We start from the raw sequence: 17,904 nt of genomic DNA, 5'->3' as shown, positions 1-17,904 counted from the left end.
GGCTCAACGCGGGGTGTCGGCCAGCGGGTCGTAATCATAGATCCAGTCGAAGCGCCGCATCAGCAGAGCCGGCGACAGGCGGGACAGGCTGCGCAGCCCGGCATGCCCGATGACGCGGGCCGGGCCGCGCAGGTGATAGTTCCGCGCATTGCCGTTCGCCGCCGCGACGATCCGGCGGACCCGCGGCGCGCGGATCTCCTGATAGCGGGCCAGGGCCGTCTGCTGGTCGGAGATCGCGTCCAGACAGGCGGCCAGGATCCACGCATCCTCGATGGCCATGACCGCGCCCTGCGCCATGAAGGGCAGGGTCGGATGGGCGGCATCGCCCAGGATCGCAAGGCGCGCATCATGCCACCGCGCCGCGACGTCGTGCCGGAACAGCCCCCAGATCCCGACCCGCTGCACCTGATCCAGCCAGCCCGGCACCGGCCCGCCGAACCCGGCGAACGCGGCGCGCAGATGTGCGGGATCATCCTCATGCGACCAGCCCTCCGCGGTCCAAGCGGCGCGTTCCTGCACGGCGACGAGATTGCGCAGCCCCCCGGCGAGGCGATAGCTGACGAAATGCTGTCCCGGCCCCATGAAGACCCGCGCCATGGTGTCGGGCTGGTCATCGACAATCAGCCCGCGCCAGGCGGTCTGGCCGGTGAAGAACGGCTGCTCCGCCCCGTTCAGCCGCGCCCTGACGGCGCTGTGCAAACCATCCGCACCGATCAGCAGCTCCGCCTCCGGCAGGGACTCGACCCGTGCGCCGAGCCGCAGCGTCACCCCCGCCGCGCGCGCGGCATCCGCCAGCACCTCCACCAGCCGGGCCCGATGGACCATGCGGAACGCGGCACCGGGGCGTCGCCGGGCCAGGGGCAGCGCGGCGACCTGCCGCCCCGCCATGTCATGCAGCACCACCCCGTCGGAGCGGGCAGAGACCGCGTCGAGCGCCGGTCCAAGGCCGAGCGCGTCGAGCACATGGCCGGCATTCGGGGAAATCTGAAGGCCCGCGCCGATTTCGGTCAGCGCCGTTGCCTGTTCCATAACAATGATCGATGCGCCGCGACGGGCAAGCGCGAGCGCGGCGGTCAGACCGCCGATCCCGGCACCGATGATGGTGATGTCCCGGCCTTGCAAAGATCCGGTCACGGCTCGGGCCCCTGCTAAGGACCGCCCCGCGCGGCGACGATCAATCGTCGCGATGCACCCGCTCGCGGCGTTCGTGCTTTTCCTGCGCGGCGACGGTCATGGTGGCGATGGGGCGGGCATCCAGACGCTTGAGGCTGATCGGCTCTCCGGTCACTTCGCAATAGCCGTATTCGCCATTCGCGATGCGGCGCAGGGCCGAATCGATCTTGCCGACCAGCTTGCGCTGACGGTCGCGGGTGCGCAGCTCGAGCGCGCGGTCGGTCTCTTCCGAGGCGCGGTCGGCCAGATCCGGCACGCTGCGCGCGCTGTCCTGCAACCCCTCCAGCGTCTCTGCCGACTGCTCCAGCAGCTCTGACTTCCACGCTTCCAGCTTGCGCCGGAAATACTCCAACTGGCGATCGTTCATGAACGGCTCGTCTTCGGCCGGGCGATAATCATCGGGCAGGAAAATCTGCGGTTTCATACGTCCTCCGACAGATCGGGGTGCCTGTCCCCCGGTCCTCGGCGCCGCTTTAAAGGAAGCGGACGGGCTTGTCACTAGGCCAATGGTTCCATTTGTCTGAAGCGTTCTTGTGGCAGGGGGGGCGGGGCGGTAGATTGCGCGGCGACATGAAAGGAACCGCTATGAACTTCGCCTCGACCGACAGCTATGTCGCGCCGCCGGATCTGGCCATTGCCGTCAATGCCGCCGTGACGCTGGAACGGCCGCTTCTGGTCAAGGGCGAACCCGGCACCGGCAAGACCGAACTGGCCCGCCAGGTCGCGCAATCGCTGGATCTGCCGATCATCGAGTGGAACGTGAAATCGACCACCAAGGCGCAGCAGGGGCTGTATGAATACGACGCGGTCAGCCGGCTGCGCGACAGCCAGCTGGGCGAGGCGCGGGTCCATGACGTGGCCAACTACATCCGCAAGGGCAAGCTGTGGCAGGCCTTCGAGGCGCCGGGCAAGGTGGTCCTGCTGATCGACGAGATCGACAAGGCCGATATCGAGTTTCCGAACGACCTGCTGCAGGAACTCGACCGGATGGAATTCCATGTCTACGAGACCGGAGAGACCGTCCGCGCCGCGCATCGCCCGGTGGTCATCATCACCTCGAACAACGAGAAGGAGCTGCCCGACGCCTTCCTTCGGCGCTGCTTCTTCCACTATATCCGCTTCCCCGATGCCGAGACGCTGAAGCGGATCGTGGAGGTGCATCATCCGGGGCTGAAGCCGCGCCTGCTGGAGCGCGCGCTGAGCCAGTTCTTCGAGATCCGCGAGGTGCCGGGGCTGAAGAAGAAGCCCTCCACCTCGGAGTTGCTGGACTGGCTGAAGCTGATCCTGGCCGAGGATCTGACGCCGGAAGACCTGCAAAGACCGGCCGGGGAGATGCTGCCGCGGCTGCACGGGGCGCTGCTGAAGAACGAGCAGGATGTGGCCTTGTTCGAGAAACTGGCCTTCATGGCCCGGCGCCAGGCGCGATAGGGAGGGGATGCGGTGAACACCATCCTGCTGCTGAACGGACCGAACCTGAACCTGCTGGGTCAGCGCCAGCCGGAGATCTACGGTCATGCCACGCTGAACGACGCGGTGACGCTGGCGCGGGCGGCCTGTGCCGAGGGGTTCGGGATCGAGGCGAAACAGTCGAACTGGGAGGGCCAGCTCATCGACTGGATCCACGAGGCGCGCGGACATGCCGCAGGCATCGTCATCAATCCGGGCGCGCTGACCCATACCTCCATCGCGCTGCTGGATGCGCTGAACGCATTCGACGGGCCGGTGATCGAGGTGCATGTCAGCCAGGTCCACAGGCGCGAGCAGTTCCGGCATCACTCCTATGTCAGCCTGCGGGCCGATGCGGTGATCGCGGGGCTGGGGCTGGAGGGCTATGCCGCGGCCGTGCGCCGGATCTGCGACCTGACCGGCTGAGCCGGGTTGTGCGCTTAGCAGCCGATCCGCGGGTCAGTCCCGACCTTCTCCGCGACTTTTCAAACCGGGCCGCGCAACGCCGCGCAACATCTGCGTGCGGTGGTTGCGTGCATATAATCGCAGGCGATGGCGCGCGGCCAGCAATTGCTGGGTTTTGCGGCGCACAATGCGTGCACCATGCGTACACAGCCTGTACACCGCGCGTACACAGCGCAACGCCCGGCGGCGGACGATGACCGGCGGCGCAGGGTCGATGAGGTGAAGTCAGCCTGGGCCGCAGAGCCGTCACGCGTCGGCAGGCAGGCGCGGCGGTGGGCGGCGACCCCGCATTCTAGGGCGGGTCACCGTGTCGCGTGCGATCAGCGCGCGTTCAGATCACATTCTCGAACTGATGTCGGACGCGCGGGGAGCCGGGTTTCAGCCGCGCCTCACTCCCATTCGATCGTGCCGGGGGGTTTCGAGGTGATGTCGTAGGTCACGCGGTTGATGCCCTTCACCTCGTTGATGATCCGCGTCGCGGTCTCGCCCAGGAAGTCGTGGCTGAACGGATAGTAATCCGCGGTCATCCCGTCCACGCTGGTCACGGCGCGCAGCGCGCAGGCATAGTCATAGGTGCGCCCGTCGCCCATCACGCCCACGGTGCGCACCGGCAGGATGGCGACGAAGGCCTGCCAGATCTCGTCATAGAGCCCGTGCTTGCGGATCTGGTCGATATAGACCGCATCGGCCTTGCGCAGGATGTCCAGCTTGTCGCGGGTGATCTCTCCGGGGCAGCGGATGGCGAGGCCGGGGCCGGGGAAGGGGTGACGGCCGATGAAGCTGTCGGGCAGGCCCAGTTCGCGGCCGAGCGCGCGGACCTCGTCCTTAAACAATTCGCGCAGCGGTTCGACCAGTTTCAGCCCCATCTTCTCGGGCAGGCCGCCGACATTATGGTGCGACTTGATCGTCACGGACGGCCCGCCGCTGAACGACACGCTTTCGATCACGTCGGGGTAGAGCGTACCCTGCGCCAGGAACTCCGCCCCCTCGATCTCATTGGCGTATTTCTGGAACACCTCGATGAACAGGCGGCCGATGGTCTTGCGCTTCACCTCGGGGTCCGAGACGCCTTCGAGCGCGCCGATGAACAGATCGGATTCGTCGGCGTGGATCAGCGGGATGTTGTAATTGTCGCGGAACATGGTCACGACTTCCTCGGCCTCGTTGAGGCGCAGCAGTCCGTGATCGACGAAGACGCAGGTGAGCTGATCGCCGATCGCCTCGTGGATCAGCACGGCGGCGACCGAGCTGTCGACGCCGCCGGACAGACCGCAGATCACGCGCTTGTCGCCGACCTGCTCGCGGATCTTGCGGATCGCCTCGTCGCGATAGGCGGCCATGGTCCAGTCGCCGGTGAAGCCGGCCATGCGGATGAAGTTTTCCAGCATTGTCTTGCCGTTCGGGGTGTGGTGCACCTCGGGGTGGAACTGCACGGCGAAGAAGCTGCGCGATTCGTCGGCGGTGATGGCGAAGGGGGCGTTGGGCGAGGTGCCGATCACTTCGAAGCCGGGGGCGAGTTCGGTGACGCGGTCGCCATGGCTCATCCAGACCTGCTCGCGGTCGGACAGACCGGCGAAGATGCCATCCTTCCTGTGCCCCGGCGCGGGGGTGACGAAGGCGCGGCCATACTCGGCGTGATGCCCCGCCTCGACCCGGCCGCCGAGCTGGGTCATCATCACCTGCTGGCCATAGCAGATGCCGAAGACCGGCACGCCCATGGACCACAGCGCGTCGGGTGCGCGGGGGCTGCCCTCGCGTGTCACGCTGTCGGGGCCGCCGGACAGGATCACCGCGCGCGGCGCGAGTTCCGCGAGCTTGGCGTCGGTGAGGTTCTGATAGGGATGGATCTCGCAATACACGTCCAACTCGCGCAGGCGCCGCGCGATGAGCTGGGTGACTTGGCTGCCGAAATCGATGATGAGAAGGCGCTGATGCTGGGTCATGTGCGGCATTTACGGCGCGGGATGGCGCGTGGCAAGCCTGCAGCGCGGGGGCGGGGCGCGGGAACCGGGCGCGGCCGGGGGGCGTTGCGAATTCAGCTTGATTAACAGTGGCTTGATTCGAGGAGCGCCGCATGACCCGCCAGACCGCCCCTTTCCTTTGCCTTGCCGCGGCGCTGCCCCTGCTGCTGGCGGGCTGTACGGGCGACAATATCGCCGCGGCCGGTGATACCGAGCAGCTCGTCGAGATCGTGCCGTCGGCCGATCCCTCGCTGCCCGATCCGGCGGTCGAATCGCTGGCCCCGGTCTGCGCGGCTGCGGATGCGGCGCAGGTGGCGCAGATGCAGGAGCAGATCAATGCCGAGCGGGTCCGGCTGGGCCGCTCGCCGCTGTCCTTCCAGGACAACCTGGCCTTCGCCGCCCAGGCTCATGCCTGCGACATGGCGACGATGGGCCGGGCCACGGTGGCGGGCTCGAACGGGTCTTCCGTGGTGCATCGGGTCCGGGCGGTGGAATATGCGGCCTGCTCCTCGGCGCAGCTAATCGGGCGGTCGGGCGATGCCTATTCCCAGGCCGCGGCCTGGATGGGGCATGTGCCGGACGAGGAGATCCTGGTGCATCAGAAATTCGACGATGCGGGGGTGGGCGTGGTCCGCTCGGGCGGGCAGCAATGGTGGTCGGTGGTGATGGCCGATAGCTGCGACTGATCCCGGTCGCGGCGCGCGCTGTCATCGCGAGAGACGTGCGGATGACGATACGGGGGGCAGAGGCCCCCCGTTTTCGTGTCTCGCCGTGGGGATCCGGGCCTATTTCTCCGGCACCAGCCCGCGCGGTGCGAAGCGCAGCACAAGAAGCAGCGTCGTGCCCATGGCGATGAAGCGCATATGCGGCGCGCTTTCGAGCAGATGGGTCTTGATGGCGCCCGCGGGCAAAGGCGAGGTCAGCAGTCCGATCAGTTGCGGGCCCCAGCTTTCGGCCTTGATCCACAGAAACCAGATCAGCACGCCGCCAAGCGCCGCGCCCCAGTTGTTGCCGGACCCGCCGACGATCACCATCACCCAGATCAGGAAGGTATAGCGCAGCGGGTTATACTGCGTCGGCGCCATCAGCCCGTCATGGGTGATCATCATCGCGCCGGCCAGCCCGATCACCGCCGAGCCGATCACGAAGATCTGCAGATGCCGGCCGGTGACATCCTTGCCCATCGCCTCGGCCGCGGTCTCGTTGTCGCGGATGGCGCGCATCATCCGGCCCCAGGGCGATTTCAGCGACAGCTCGGCCAGCACGATCAGCAGGATCAGCACCGCGCCGAACAGCCCGGCATAGCAGAGCTTGACCCAGATCCCCGACAATTCGGCCGAGTTCATCCCCCAATTCGCCGCGCGCTGCACGAAATCGGGATCCTGTTGCAGGTTGATCTCATAGGGCACGGGGCGGGGGATGCCGGTGACGTTCTTGACGCCGCGGGCCAGCCATTCCTCGTTCTTGAGCACGGCGACGATGATCTCGCCAATGCCCAGCGTGGCGATGGCGAGGTAATCCGAGCGCAGCCCGAGCGCCACCTTGCCCACCCCCCAGGCGGCGGCGGCGGCGAAGAGCGCGCCCACCGGCCAGGACAGCAGCACCGGCAGGCCCAGCCCGCCGAGATTGCCGTATTGCGCGGCCTGGTTCGCCTCGATCGCGACGACGGCATGGTCGAAGAGCCAGCGATAGACGAAGAAGCCCGCGATCAGCACCGCGAGGATGGCGGGGACGCGCCAGTTGCGCGGTGCGCGCGACCAGGTCAGCGCGGTCAGCGCCAGCGTGCCCAGCCCGACGATCAGGGCCAGCATCACGCGCGGCCCGCCCGCGCCCCAGCCGCCATCGACGGGGGCGACCGAGATCAGCACCGGGGCCAGCCCGCCAATGGCGATGAAGCCCACCACGCCGGAGTTGAAGAGCCCCGCATAGCCCCATTGCATGTTCAGCCCGAGCGCCATCACGGCCGAGATCAGCCCCATGTTCAAAATCGCGAGCGAGGTGTTCCATGACCCGGTGAACAGCGCATTGCTGGTCGTGCCCTCCAGCACGAAGAGCAGCACGAGGATCGCGAAGATCACCGGCGCGCGGAACGGGTGGGAGGCTTCGGCCTGACGTGTGGTTGCCATGATCTTGTGCCCCCTTACACGGATTTGCCGCGGAACAGGCCGGTCGGCCGGAACAGCAGGACGATGATGAGGATGACGAAGCTGACGGCGAATTTATACTCGGTCGACAGCAGTTGCAGCATGGCGCTGCCGGTGTCGAAGCCCAGATATTCCGCCACGCGCTTCCAGGGATAGGTCACCGCCACCTCGGAAAACGCGACGATGAAACCGCCGGCGATGGCACCAACCGGGCTGCCCAGACCGCCGACGATGGCGGCGGCGAAGATCGGCAGCAGAAGCTGGAAATAGTTGAACGGCTTGAACGCCTTGTCGAGCCCGTACATGGTGCCTGCGATGGTCGCGAGGCCGGCGGCGATGATCCAGGTCAGCCGCACCACACGTTCGGGGTCGATGCCCGACAGCAGCGCCAGATCCTCGTTGTCGGAATAGGCCCGCATCGCCTTGCCGGAGCGGGTCTTGTTCAGAAACCAGAACAGCGCCCAGACGACGAGCACCGCCACGACCAGCGTGATGACCTGGGTGGAGCGCAGCGCCAGCCCCTCGGACAGGCCCGACCATTCGCGGAAGCTGCGCACGTCGATGACGAAGCGCGCCCCGTCATCGAAGCGGATCTCGTCCACGCCGATCAGCAGGCGGGTGACGCCGTTCATCACGAACATCACCCCCACCGAGGCCATGACCAGGATGATCGGATCGGATTTCTTGCGCCGGTAGAAGCGGTAGACGGCGCGGTCGGTGGCCAGCAGCGCCACGGCGCAGAGCGCGATGGCGAAGGGCAGGGCCAGCAGTGCTGTGGGCAGCGGGCCGAGGCTGATGCCGATGGTCTGCAGCCCCCAGGTCAGCAGGATGGTGATGGCGGTGCCGAAGGCCATGGTGTCGCCATGGGCGAAGTTGGAAAACCGCAGGATCCCGTAGATCAGCGTCACCCCGAGCGCGCCGAGCGCAAGCTGCGCGCCGTAAGCGGCGGCGGGGATGAACACGAAGTTCAGGAACACGACGATGGCGTTGAGGATCTCCATCAGCGGGCCCTCCGGGTATTGGTGGTCTGTGTCACGGTGCCGGCAGGCATGGTCTCGGCTCGTCTCGGCGTCATTCGCACTGCCCCGCATAGGTGATCGACATGACCGGGTCGGTCAGATGGGTGGTGAAGCGCGCTTCGCCGCTGTCCAGCACGGTCATCAGCCGCTGCTTGGCGGGTGCGGTGCTCTCTGACAGGCTGGCCAGCGTGGCACCGCCCGCGGTGATGGCCGACATGGCCAGGGTTTCGGACGGGTCGATCCATTCGGCCTCGGCAAAGCCCGCGCCGTCGGAGATGACGGTAAGCTGGCCCTCATATTCGGTCTCGGCGCAGTCGCCATCCACGCATTCGGTGGTGAAGCGGCAGCTCATCTGGCGCGAGACCGCGTCGGGCTGGCCCATCGCATCGGGGGCGGCGTCGGAAATCGGCGCGATGTCATCGACCGGCGCCTGACCGGCGGGCGGCAGCGCTTCGGATGCGGTTTCCTGCGCGACTGCCAGCACGGGCAGGGCAGAGGCCAGCAGCGCGGCGGCGATCATCTGTCGTGTCATCGTCTCAGCCCCCCAGGAAGGTGCGGCGCACCTCTTCGTTTTCCATCAGCTCCTTGCCGGTGCCGGTATGGGCGTTGGCGCCCTGCACCAGAACGTAAGCCTTGTCGGCGATGTTCATGGCCTGCTTGGCGTTCTGTTCGACCATCAGGACCGGCAGCCCGCCCCGCGCGATGGCGATGATGCGGTCGAAAAGCTCGTCCATCACGATGGGCGAGACCCCGGCGGTGGGTTCGTCCAGCATCAGAAGCGACGGCTTGGTCATCAGCGCCCGGCTGACCGCGACCTGCTGGCGCTGACCGCCGGACAGCTCTCCCGCCGCCTGCTTGCGCTTGTCTGCCACGGCCGGGAACAGCTCATAGACCTGTTCCATGGTCTGGCGGATGTCGTCGTCGCGGATATAGGCGCCCATCTCCAGGTTTTCCTCGACCGTCATCGAGGGGAAGATGTTGTTGACCTGCGGCACGAAGCCCATGCCGGCCTTCACCCGGTCCTGCGGGTTCAGTTCGGTGATGTCGCGCCCGTTCAGCCGGACCGAGCCTTCGCGCAGGTTCAGCATCCCGAACAGCGCCTTCATCGCGGTGGATTTGCCCGCGCCGTTGGGGCCGACGATGACCGCGATCTCGCCCTGTTCGACGGCAATGGTGCAGTCATGCAGGATGTCGGGGCCCTTGCCGTAGCCGCCGGTCATGTTCTCGCCGATCAGGAAGGGGTCGCCCGCGCGGCCCTCGCCCACCGGGCCGGAGCGGCGGGTGCCGTCGATCTGGCCGCGGCCCTTCATGTTGACGATGGAGGCGTCGCGATGGCCGCGCCCGCCGAAGGGATCGCTGTCGCTCATGCGCCGATCATCTCCTTGTTCTTCAATCCGCGGCCGAGATAGGCCTCGATCACGGCTTCGTTCTGCATGATGGAATCGGCGCTGCCCTGCGCCAGCACCTTGCCCTCGGCCATGACGATCACCGGGTCGCAGAGCTTGCCGATGAAATCCATGTCATGCTCGATCACGCAGAACGTATAGCCGCGTTCCTTGTTGAGCCGGGTGATGGCGTCGGCGATGGTCATCAGAAGCGTGCGGTTCACGCCCGCGCCAACCTCGTCCAGAAACACGATCTTGGCATCGACCATCATCGTGCGGCCCAATTCCAGCAGCTTCTTCTGGCCGCCGGAGAGGTTGCCCGCCTTTTCGTCCGAGAGATGGTCGATGGTCAGGAATTCCAGCACCTCGTCGGCCTTGGCGCGCAGGGCGCGTTCCTCGTCGCGGATGCGGCCGCGGCCGAACCAGGTGTTGATGATCGACTCGCCCGCCTGCGACGCAGGCACCATCATCAGGTTCTCGCGCACGGTCATGGTGCTGAACTCATGGGCCAGCTGGAACGTCCGCAGCAGCCCCTTGTGGAACAGCGCGTGCGGCGGCAGGCCGGTGATGTCCTCGCCATCCATGATGACGCGGCCCGAAGTCGGTTGATGAACGCCCGCGATCACGTTGAAAAGCGTCGATTTTCCGGCGCCGTTCGGGCCGATCAGCCCGGTGATGGAGCCGGTTTCGATGGTCAGGCTGGCGCCATCGACGGCGGAGAAGCCGCCGAATTTCTTGTGCAGGTTTTCGACCTGGATCATCACGCCCCCTGTTGCGTCGGATGATGTCTCGGAATGAACAAGCGTTCAATTCTTCGTCTTATGGACTGTTTCCGCCCATTTTACCATGACAAAAGGCCCGGCGCATCACGCGCCGGGCCTTTCAGGTCTTGATCGGATCAGTGGAAGCCCACCACTTCCAGCGCACCGTCGGTGATGGTGGTCTCGCGATAGGTGCCGGCGCTTTCGCCCGGCTCGACCAGCTCGACCGCGGTGGCGCCGACGTAATCGACATCCTCGCCCGCCGCGATCAGTTCGAGCGCCTTGCCAAGTTCGCCCGGCAGGATCGGCTCGCCCGGTGCGTTGGCGACGTTCATCACCTGCTCCTTGGCCTCGGCCGGATCGGAGGAGCCGGCGGCCTGCATGGCCAGCAGGATCAGCGCGGCGGAGTCGTAGGCTTCGCCCGCATAGGCGGAGCTGCCGTCGAAGCCGGCCTCTTCGGCCAGTTCCATGAAGCGGTCGCGCCCGTCACCCTCGGCCGCCGGGTTGATGCCGATCGAGCCGTCGATTTCCGTGCCGAAGCGGTCCACCAGTTCCTGGCCGACCATGCCGTCGGGGAAGACGAACATGTCGAAGGCGCCGGTGTCGAGCGCGCCGCGGGTCACGCCCGAACCGCCCTGGTCCACATAGCCGGCCACGACGAGCGCGTCGCCGCCCGCCGCCGCGAGCGCCGCGACCTCGGCCGAGTAGTCGCCCTTGCCGTCATCATGCGCGGCGGAGGTGGTGACGGTGCCGCCCAGCTCCTCGAACGCGGCCTGGATGCTGTCGGCCAGACCCTTGCCGTAATCGTTGTTGGTATAGGTGATGGCCATCGATTCGATGCCCTTGGCCTGTGCCAGCTCCGCGATCACCACGCCCTGACGCGCGTCCGACGGGGCGGTGCGGAAGAACAGGCCCTGATCCTCGATCGTGGTCAGCGCCGGCGAGGTGGCCGAGGGCGAAATCATCATCACCCCGTTCGGAAGCGCCACACGCTCCAGCACGGCGATGGTTTCGCCCGAGCACTGCCCGCCGACCATGGCGCGCGCGCCCTCGGCGACCTGGCGTTCGGCGGCGGCGACACTGGCCGCGGCGTCGATGCAAGTGGTGTCCGATTCCGAGGTGACCACGGTAGATCCGTCAAGGAAGTTACCGGATTCGCTGACTTCTTCGGCCGCGGCACGGCCGCCGGCCGCGATGTCGGGCGCCATGGATTCCAGAGGACCGGTGAAGCCGAGATGCAATGCAAGCTTCACTTCCTCGGCCCCGGCGGACCCGGCGACAAGCGCGGTGGCAGCGGTGGCGAGAAGCAGATGTTTCATTGAAAATTCCCCTGTTGGTTCTTTGTTGATGCGGCGCAGGTTATCGGCTGACCCCCAAAAGTAAAGTTGAATATGCGTGACGATTCGCGCGGATTTCGCGGCGCGGGCGGCGGCTCTGCCGGGGTTTCACTTTGATTCGCGCCGTTCTATATACGGGCCTCGCGAGTTTTCACCGAAAGGCATCGAGATGACGCAGGATCCGCGCACCACCCCCGCCGCACCCGCCTGGGACAAGGCCGGCTGGCGCAGCTATCCGCGCGTGCAGATGCCGGATTATCCCGATGAGCACGCGCTGAACGCGGTCGAGGCGCAATTGGCGAAATACCCGCCGCTTGTGTTTGCCGGCGAGGCGCGGACCTTGCGCGCCCATCTGGCCGATGTGGCGGCGGGCCGGGCCTTTCTGCTGCAGGGCGGCGATTGCGCCGAGAGCTTTAACGAATTCAGCGCCGACAATATCCGCGACACGTTCAAGGTGATGTTGCAGATGGCGGTGGTGCTGACCTGGGGCGCGCAACTGCCCGTGGTCAAGGTCGGCCGCATGGCGGGCCAGTTCGCCAAGCCGCGCAGCGCCCCCACCGAGACGCAGGAAGGGGTCGAGCTGCCCAGCTATCGCGGCGACATCATCAACGGGTTCGACTTCACCTCGGCCGCGCGGGTGCCCGATCCGCAGCGGATGCTGGCGGCCTATACTCAGGCGGCGGCGTCGCTGAACCTGCTCCGCGCATTCTCCTCGGGCGGCTATGCCGATATCCACCGGGTGCAGAGCTGGATTGCCGATTTCGTCGGCGGGCCGGAGGCGGAGCGGTATCGCGACATTGCCGGGCGGATCAGCGATGCAATGGCCTTTATGAAGGCGGCCGGCGTGACCTCCGAAATCGCGCCGGAGCTGGGGCAGGTGGAGTTCTATACCAGCCACGAGGCGCTGCTGCTGGAATATGAAGAGGCGTTGGCGCGGGTCGATACGACGACGGGGCTGCCGGTGGCGGGATCGGGCCACATGATCTGGATCGGCGACCGGACGCGCCAGCCGGACGGGGCGCATGTGGAATTCTGCCGCGGCGTGCAGAACCCGATCGGGCTGAAATGCGGACCCACCACCACCGAGGATGATCTGAAGGTGCTGATGGAGAAGCTGAACCCCGAAAACGAGGCCGGGCGGCTGACGATGATTGCGCGGTTCGGGGCGGGCAAGGTGGGCGACCACTTGCCGCGGCTGATCCGGGCGGTGCAGGCCGAGGGCGCGAATGTCGTGTGGTCCTGCGATCCGATGCACGGCAATGTCGTGAAATCCTCGACCGGCTACAAGACCAGGCATTTCGATTCGATCCTGCGCGAGGTGCGCGAGTTCTTCGAGATCCACCGCGCCGAAGGCACCATCCCCGGCGGCGTGCATTTCGAGATGACCGGCAAGGATGTGACCGAATGCACCGGCGGGGTGCGGGCCGTGACCGACGAGGATCTGTCGGACCGCTATCACACCGCCTGCGATCCGCGGCTGAACGCCAGCCAGTCGCTGGAGCTGGCCTTCCTGGTCGCGGAGGAGCTGCGCAACCGCCGCACCGCCGATCAGGCCGCGCAGAGCAAGGCGGGCTGAGGGCCGCGCGGGCGCGTCCCGCTTCAGTATCAAGGAAAAAGGGGCCGGGCGGCCCCTTTTTCTTGCGGCGGCGCATCGGCGCTGCGCGTGACATGCAGACGGGCCATTCGGACGACCCCAGCCGGAGAGCGGCGTTAACCTGGCAGGTGTCGCAACGGCTTCAGCAGAAGCGGGCCCGGATCTGCCGGATGGCCTCGCCGGGGACATCCTCTGCTGACAGGTATCCGCCTTCGGCGACCCAGCGGGAATATCGGGGCGTGTCGCAGTCGAGATGCATGACGCCCCAGAAATCCCCGGCCTTGCCCGCGCCGCCGACGAAGATCTCGCGGGTTCCAGGGCCCGAACTGCCGACATCCGCCGCGCGCCATGTCTGGGTGTAGAGACCGCCCATTTCCGCGACGTGCACCACCTCCGCCGGCGCGGCCCGAAGCGGCAGCGCGGCCAGGGCTGCGAAAACGGTGACGGCCGATCGGGTTGCGGTCATGGCGAACATCCCCTCCTGCGCATGAACGCTACAGCGCGGCCCGGCATCGGGGCAACATGGCGCGCCAGATCGCCGGTATCATGCTGTGCTGCTGGCTTGGCGACAGTTTGGACGAAAGGGCTGGAAAAACCGCTGGTCCCGAACTCGCCCGAGCGTGTGTCGGGCGATTCCGCACAGCAGACCCCCGGCGTTGGCCCGAAACCTCACCGCCACAGCGCCGAGAGCGCCGCGACCGGGTCGTCTTCGCCCCAGATCTCGGGGCCGAGGGCGAAGAAATCGGTCAGCGGGCTCAGCCGGCCGATCAGCGCGGCATCCAGCCCGCCTTCGGCCACAACCGGCACTTCGATCATCTCGGACCACCAGGCAAAAAGTTCCGCGGGCGCGGTGTCGCCGCTGCCAAGGCCGGTTTCCCCCGCCGGGCCGAAGCTGACATAATCCGCGCCGGCCTCGCCCGCGCTCATCCCGTCATGGCGCGAGGCGCCGCAGAACGCGCCGACGATCGCATCGGCACCCAGTTCCTTGCGGGCATAGCGGACCTGTTTCGCGCCGCCGGTCAGATGCACCCCGTCCAGACCGTGGCGCTGCGCGAGCTGGATATGGTCGTCGATGACCACCGCCACGTCCTTGGCATGGGCGATGTCGCGAGCCGTGTCGGCCATGCGGCCAAGTGCGGCCTCATCGCCCGCGCCGGGGATGCGGATGCAGGCGATCTGGAACCGGTCCAGCATCTCGGCCAGCATCGGGGCGAAGGCGCTCGGCTCGGCGCCGACGGGGGCGATCAGGTAAAGCTGCGGCGCGGCGGGCGCGTCCTGGGGGTCATCGGTCATGGCGTGTCCTCTTTCGCACCGCAATATCAGCGCGCCGGGCGCCGCGCCAGTCTCCGCGACCGCTTGCGGGCCGGGGCGGGCGGCGCTAACAGGCGCGCCATGTCAGAGATCGCACCCCGTCCCGTCATCATCCTGTGCCGCCCGCAGATGGGCGAGAATATCGGCGCGGCGGCGCGTGCCATGCTGAATTTCGGGCTGACCGAGATGCGGCTGGTGGCACCGCGCGACGGTTGGCCGAACCCGAAAGCGGTGGCGATGGCCTCGGGTGCGGCGGGGCAGGTGCTGGACCGGGCGCGGGTGTTTCCCACCCTGGCCGAGGCGATGGAGGGGATCACTTACGCCTTCGCCACCACCGCGCGCGGGCGCGAGTTGACCAAGCCGGTCTTTACCCCTGCCACCGCCGCCGCCCGCCACCGCGAGGAGGTGTCGCAGGGCGGGCGCTCTGCCTTCATCTTCGGGCCGGAGCGGGCGGGGCTGGAGAATGATGACATCGCGCGGGCCAATGCCATCCTGACCGTGCCGGTCAACCCCGATTTCCCGTCGCTCAATCTGGCACAGGCGGTGCTGCTGACCGGGTATGAGCTGTCGCGCGGCGCGCTGCCCGACCAGCCGATGCCCACGAACCGCCGCCCCGCGGGCGAGGTGCCCGCCGACCGGATCGAGATCGAGAAACTGGCCGATCACTGCGAATCCCGGCTGGACGCGGCGGGGTATTTCTTCCCGGCCACCAAGGCCGCGGCGATGAAGCTCAACCTGCGCAATATGTGGTCGCGGCTGGCGCTCACCCGGGCGGATGTGCAGATGCTGCACGGCGCGCTGCGTCAGTTGACCCGACGCTAGACCTGTGCGGGTCAAACCGCTAACACGTCGCAATGACGAGGACGCGCAAACCCAAGACCGACACGACCGACAGCCGCGAAGACCGGCTGGGGGCGGCGCTACGGGCCAATCTGGCCCGGCGCAAGGCACAGGCGCGCGCACGGGCGGAACGCAAAGAGGGCGAAACGGACAGCGACAACGCCCCGGAAAGCGAGGAATGATGGACCAGATCATCGTGCAAGGCGGTGGCGAACTGCATGGCGAGATCCCGATCGCGGGCGCGAAGAATGCCTGCCTGACGCTGATGCCGGCGACATTGCTGACTGATGAGCCGCTGACGCTGACCAATGCGCCGCGCCTGTCGGATATCCGCACCATGGCCGAGCTGCTGCAATCGCTGGGGACCGAGTTCACCTCGATGCAGGACGGCAAGGTTCTGTCGCTGTCGAGCCATGATCTGACCAGCCTGACCGCCGATTACGACATCGTGCGCAAGATGCGGGCCTCGAATCTGGTGCTCGGCCCGCTTCTGGCGCGGGCGGGGCGCGCGGTCGTCTCGCTGCCTGGCGGCTGTGCCATCGGGGCGCGGCCGATGGATCTGCATATTTCCGGGCTGGAGGCGATGGGCGCTTCGATCGAACTGCGCGACGGCTATCTTCATGCCGAGGCCAAAGGCGGGCTGAAGGGCGCGGTCATCAATCAGGGCTTCGCCTCGGTGGGCGCCACGGAAAACATCGTCATGGCGGCGACGCTGGCCAAGGGCACGACGGTGCTCAACAACGCCGCGCGGGAGCCCGAGATCGTCGATCTGGTCAAATGCCTGCGCGCGATGGGCGCCCAGATCGAGGGCGAGGGCAGCAGCAGCATCACCATCCAGGGGGTCGAGGCGCTGCACGGAGCCACGCATCCGGTCGTCGTGGACCGGATCGAGCTGGGCACCTACATGATCGCGCCGGCCATTGCAGGCGGCGAGGTCGAACTGATCGGCGGGCGGATGGACCTGATCGAAGCCTTCTGCGAAAAGCTGGATGCGGCCGGGATCGCGGTCGAACAGACCAATCGCGGCCTCAAGGTGGCGCGCAAGAATGGCCGGATCCGCGCCGTGGATGTGAAGACCGAGGTGTTTCCGGGCTTTCCCACCGATCTTCAGGCGCAGATGATGGCGCTGATGTGCACCGCCGAAGGCGTCTCGGTGCTGGAAGAGACCATTTTCGAGAACCGCTTCATGCATGCGCCCGAACTGATGCGGATGGGGGCGAAGATCGACGTGCATGGCGGCCATGCCACCGTCACCGGGGTCGAGAAGCTGCGCGGCGCGCCGGTGATGGCGACCGATCTGCGCGCCTCGATCAGCCTGATCCTTGCCGGTCTGGCGGCGGAGGGCGAAACCGTGGTCAGCCGGGTCTATCATCTGGATCGCGGCTATGAGCGCGTGGTGCGCAAGCTGCGCGGGGTGGGGGCCAATCTGAAACGGGTGAAGGAAGGTGCAGCCGATGAGTGATGCGAGTTTCCACGACGCAGGCCCCGGACCGCTTCTGCTGCGCGCCGAGGGGGCAGAGGATCTGGCGGTGCTGTCGATGCTGGTGCAGGACGCAGTGCTGACCGGCGCCGACATCACCTTCGACCGCAAGCGCCGGCAGCTTGCCATGCTCATCAACCGCTTCCGCTGGGAAGATGCCGAGGATGCGGCGCGCGAGAAACGCGAGTTCGAGCGGGTGCGGACCCTTCTGGTCGTCTCGGACATCACCGGCATCCGCAGCGACGGCATTACCCGCGACGACGCCGACGAGGTGCTGTCGCTGCTGGCGATGATCTGGCAACCCGGTGAGGACGGCACCGGGCGGCTTCTGCTGGAATTCGCCGGGGACGGCACGATTGCGGTGGATGCGGAATGCGTCTCGGTCGATTTGCGCGACGTGACCCGGCCGCACGCGGCCAATTCGCGGCAGATGCCGCAGCATGACGGGGCGTGAGCGGCGGATTTCGCCTGTGGCAACTTACCCCGGATCGCGCCGCGGAGTTCCGTGCCATCCGTCTGGATGCGCTGCGCCGCGCGCCCGAAGCCTTCGGCTCCAGCTTCAGCGACTGGGAGGAGCGCCCGCTTGAGGATTTCGCCGCGCGGCTGGCGGGATGCGAGATGTGGGCGGCAGGCCCCGCGCCGGGCAGCCCGCTGGCGGTGGCAAGCTGGGAGAACGGCATCTCTCCGGCCGAGCCGGATCTGGGCTGGGTGATGTCGGTCTATGTCGCGCCGCAGGCCCGCGGGCAGGGGCTGGGGGATGCGATCTTTGCGCGGATGATCGGGAATGCCACCGCCGCCGGGATGACCCGGATGGGGCTGCATGTCGGGCAGAACAACCTGGCCGCGCAGCGGCTCTATGCGCGGGCGGGGTTCGTGGCGACGGGCGGGCCGCCGATGCTGAACGGGCGCGGGATCTGGGAAATCGAGATGCGCCGGATGCTGCGCCTTCCGCTGCGCGCCCGGATCCGTGCTTTGCGCGCTTGAGCGT

General features: G+C 67.2%; 20 protein-coding genes. 9 read left to right on the top strand and 11 right to left on the bottom strand.

The genetic code is table 11. The features are described from left to right. Positions 1-3: 3 nt before the first annotated feature. Together BLT73_RS08275 and dksA are read right to left on the bottom strand one after the other, a co-directional pair. Positions 4-1,134, bottom strand: coding sequence for an FAD-dependent monooxygenase (locus tag BLT73_RS08275; protein WP_090522752.1), 1,131 nt, complete (start codon positions 1,132-1,134; stop codon positions 4-6). Between the two features lie 40 nt (positions 1,135-1,174). Then, entirely contained in the window at positions 1,175-1,597 is a 423-nt protein-coding gene (gene dksA, locus BLT73_RS08270) for an RNA polymerase-binding protein DksA (RefSeq protein WP_090522750.1), read from the bottom strand. 161 nt (positions 1,598-1,758) lie between these two features. Between dksA and BLT73_RS08265 the strand changes: the two genes are divergently transcribed. Both BLT73_RS08265 and aroQ read left to right on the top strand, forming a co-directional pair. Then, the gene (locus tag BLT73_RS08265) at positions 1,759-2,601 is read left to right on the top strand and encodes an AAA family ATPase (RefSeq protein ID WP_090522748.1); all 843 of its coding nucleotides are present in this window, start codon (positions 1,759-1,761) and stop codon (positions 2,599-2,601) included. 12 nt (positions 2,602-2,613) lie between these two features. After that, entirely contained in the window at positions 2,614-3,045 is a 432-nt protein-coding gene (gene aroQ / locus BLT73_RS08260; RefSeq protein ID WP_090522746.1) for a type II 3-dehydroquinate dehydratase, read from the top strand. Positions 3,046-3,473: 428 nt separating this feature from the next. On the opposite strand, the gene guaA is transcribed toward aroQ, so the two are convergent. Next, positions 3,474-5,027, bottom strand: a complete 1,554-nt coding sequence (gene guaA, locus BLT73_RS08255; protein ID WP_090522745.1) for a glutamine-hydrolyzing GMP synthase — start codon at positions 5,025-5,027, stop codon at positions 3,474-3,476. A 131-nt stretch (positions 5,028-5,158) separates the two neighbouring features. Here guaA and BLT73_RS08250 point away from each other — a divergent pair, with 131 nt between their 5' ends. Then, complete coding sequence (locus BLT73_RS08250; protein WP_090522743.1) at positions 5,159-5,731, top strand: CAP domain-containing protein; 573 nt, start codon at positions 5,159-5,161, stop codon at positions 5,729-5,731. A 99-nt stretch (positions 5,732-5,830) separates the two neighbouring features. Here the strand turns inward: BLT73_RS08250 and BLT73_RS08245 are convergent, their stop codons facing one another. From BLT73_RS08245 to BLT73_RS08220, 6 genes are all read right to left on the bottom strand, one after another. After that, positions 5,831-7,171, bottom strand: coding sequence for a branched-chain amino acid ABC transporter permease (locus BLT73_RS08245; RefSeq protein ID WP_090522741.1), 1,341 nt, complete (start codon positions 7,169-7,171; stop codon positions 5,831-5,833). A 14-nt stretch (positions 7,172-7,185) separates the two neighbouring features. Continuing rightward, positions 7,186-8,190, bottom strand: coding sequence for a branched-chain amino acid ABC transporter permease (locus BLT73_RS08240; protein WP_090523103.1), 1,005 nt, complete (start codon positions 8,188-8,190; stop codon positions 7,186-7,188). 70 nt (positions 8,191-8,260) lie between these two features. Continuing rightward, positions 8,261-8,740: a hypothetical protein gene (locus BLT73_RS08235; RefSeq protein ID WP_143025650.1), complete on the bottom strand. Its 480-nt coding sequence runs from the start codon at positions 8,738-8,740 to the stop codon at positions 8,261-8,263. 4 nt (positions 8,741-8,744) lie between these two features. After that, positions 8,745-9,575: an ABC transporter ATP-binding protein gene (locus tag BLT73_RS08230; RefSeq protein ID WP_090522737.1), complete on the bottom strand. Its 831-nt coding sequence runs from the start codon at positions 9,573-9,575 to the stop codon at positions 8,745-8,747. Further along, a complete protein-coding gene (locus BLT73_RS08225; protein WP_090522735.1) occupies positions 9,572-10,354 on the bottom strand; it encodes an ABC transporter ATP-binding protein in 783 nt (260 codons plus the stop codon). Before BLT73_RS08225 ends, BLT73_RS08230 begins: the two co-directional genes overlap by 4 nt. A gap of 137 nt (positions 10,355-10,491) precedes the next feature. Continuing rightward, complete coding sequence (locus tag BLT73_RS08220; RefSeq protein WP_090522733.1) at positions 10,492-11,673, bottom strand: ABC transporter substrate-binding protein; 1,182 nt, start codon at positions 11,671-11,673, stop codon at positions 10,492-10,494. Positions 11,674-11,860: 187 nt separating this feature from the next. Here BLT73_RS08220 and BLT73_RS08215 point away from each other — a divergent pair, with 187 nt between their 5' ends. Then, positions 11,861-13,267: a class II 3-deoxy-7-phosphoheptulonate synthase gene (locus tag BLT73_RS08215; protein WP_090522731.1), complete on the top strand. Its 1,407-nt coding sequence runs from the start codon at positions 11,861-11,863 to the stop codon at positions 13,265-13,267. Positions 13,268-13,427: 160 nt separating this feature from the next. Here BLT73_RS08215 and BLT73_RS08210 read toward each other — a convergent pair whose 3' ends face one another. Then, a complete protein-coding gene (locus BLT73_RS08210) occupies positions 13,428-13,751 on the bottom strand; it encodes a hypothetical protein (RefSeq protein ID WP_143025649.1) in 324 nt (107 codons plus the stop codon). Positions 13,752-13,954: 203 nt separating this feature from the next. Then, the gene (locus BLT73_RS08205) at positions 13,955-14,578 is read right to left on the bottom strand and encodes a thiamine phosphate synthase (RefSeq protein ID WP_090522727.1); all 624 of its coding nucleotides are present in this window, start codon (positions 14,576-14,578) and stop codon (positions 13,955-13,957) included. Positions 14,579-14,677: 99 nt separating this feature from the next. On the opposite strand from BLT73_RS08205, the gene BLT73_RS08200 reads away from it, so the two are divergent. The 5 genes from BLT73_RS08200 to BLT73_RS08185 are packed head-to-tail and all read left to right on the top strand — an operon-like array spanning position 14,678 to position 17,900. Continuing rightward, positions 14,678-15,418, top strand: coding sequence for an RNA methyltransferase (locus BLT73_RS08200; RefSeq protein ID WP_425438812.1), 741 nt, complete (start codon positions 14,678-14,680; stop codon positions 15,416-15,418). 32 nt (positions 15,419-15,450) lie between these two features. Then, complete coding sequence (locus BLT73_RS17280; RefSeq protein WP_176805006.1) at positions 15,451-15,618, top strand: hypothetical protein; 168 nt, start codon at positions 15,451-15,453, stop codon at positions 15,616-15,618. Next, positions 15,618-16,898, top strand: a complete 1,281-nt coding sequence (murA, locus tag BLT73_RS08195) for a UDP-N-acetylglucosamine 1-carboxyvinyltransferase (RefSeq protein ID WP_090522725.1) — start codon at positions 15,618-15,620, stop codon at positions 16,896-16,898. Before BLT73_RS17280 ends, murA begins: the two co-directional genes overlap by 1 nt. Then, on the top strand, positions 16,891-17,370 hold the full coding sequence (locus tag BLT73_RS08190) for a DUF2948 family protein (RefSeq protein ID WP_090522723.1): 480 nt from the start codon (positions 16,891-16,893) through the stop codon (positions 17,368-17,370). The genes murA and BLT73_RS08190 overlap by 8 nt, the downstream gene beginning before the upstream one ends. Continuing rightward, positions 17,367-17,900: a GNAT family N-acetyltransferase gene (locus BLT73_RS08185; RefSeq protein WP_090522721.1), complete on the top strand. Its 534-nt coding sequence runs from the start codon at positions 17,367-17,369 to the stop codon at positions 17,898-17,900. The genes BLT73_RS08190 and BLT73_RS08185 overlap by 4 nt, the downstream gene beginning before the upstream one ends. The last annotated feature ends 4 nt before the right edge of the window (positions 17,901-17,904 follow it).

This window comes from Paracoccus isoporae, assembly GCF_900101865.1.
Lineage (GTDB): Bacteria > Pseudomonadota > Alphaproteobacteria > Rhodobacterales > Rhodobacteraceae > Paracoccus > Paracoccus isoporae.
This window is presented reverse-complemented; position numbering and strand designations above follow the sequence as displayed.

Coding starts and splice junctions, on each gene's coding strand:
- dksA (WP_090522750.1), bottom strand. CDS start 1,597: ATGAAACCGCAGATTTTCCTGCCCGATGATTATCGCCCGGCCGAAGAC.
- BLT73_RS08265 (WP_090522748.1), top strand. CDS start 1,759: ATGAACTTCGCCTCGACCGACAGCTATGTCGCGCCGCCGGATCTGGCC.
- guaA (WP_090522745.1), bottom strand. CDS start 5,027: ATGACCCAGCATCAGCGCCTTCTCATCATCGATTTCGGCAGCCAAGTC.
- BLT73_RS08250 (WP_090522743.1), top strand. CDS start 5,159: ATGACCCGCCAGACCGCCCCTTTCCTTTGCCTTGCCGCGGCGCTGCCC.
- BLT73_RS08245 (WP_090522741.1), bottom strand. CDS start 7,171: ATGGCAACCACACGTCAGGCCGAAGCCTCCCACCCGTTCCGCGCGCCG.
- BLT73_RS08240 (WP_090523103.1), bottom strand. CDS start 8,190: ATGGAGATCCTCAACGCCATCGTCGTGTTCCTGAACTTCGTGTTCATC.
- BLT73_RS08235 (WP_143025650.1), bottom strand. CDS start 8,740: ATGACACGACAGATGATCGCCGCCGCGCTGCTGGCCTCTGCCCTGCCC.
- BLT73_RS08230 (WP_090522737.1), bottom strand. CDS start 9,575: ATGAGCGACAGCGATCCCTTCGGCGGGCGCGGCCATCGCGACGCCTCC.
- BLT73_RS08225 (WP_090522735.1), bottom strand. CDS start 10,354: ATGATCCAGGTCGAAAACCTGCACAAGAAATTCGGCGGCTTCTCCGCC.
- BLT73_RS08220 (WP_090522733.1), bottom strand. CDS start 11,673: ATGAAACATCTGCTTCTCGCCACCGCTGCCACCGCGCTTGTCGCCGGG.
- BLT73_RS08215 (WP_090522731.1), top strand. CDS start 11,861: ATGACGCAGGATCCGCGCACCACCCCCGCCGCACCCGCCTGGGACAAG.
- BLT73_RS08210 (WP_143025649.1), bottom strand. CDS start 13,751: ATGACCGCAACCCGATCGGCCGTCACCGTTTTCGCAGCCCTGGCCGCG.
- BLT73_RS08205 (WP_090522727.1), bottom strand. CDS start 14,578: ATGACCGATGACCCCCAGGACGCGCCCGCCGCGCCGCAGCTTTACCTG.
- BLT73_RS08200 (WP_425438812.1), top strand. CDS start 14,678: ATGTCAGAGATCGCACCCCGTCCCGTCATCATCCTGTGCCGCCCGCAG.
- BLT73_RS17280 (WP_176805006.1), top strand. CDS start 15,451: ATGACGAGGACGCGCAAACCCAAGACCGACACGACCGACAGCCGCGAA.
- murA (WP_090522725.1), top strand. CDS start 15,618: ATGGACCAGATCATCGTGCAAGGCGGTGGCGAACTGCATGGCGAGATC.
- BLT73_RS08190 (WP_090522723.1), top strand. CDS start 16,891: ATGAGTGATGCGAGTTTCCACGACGCAGGCCCCGGACCGCTTCTGCTG.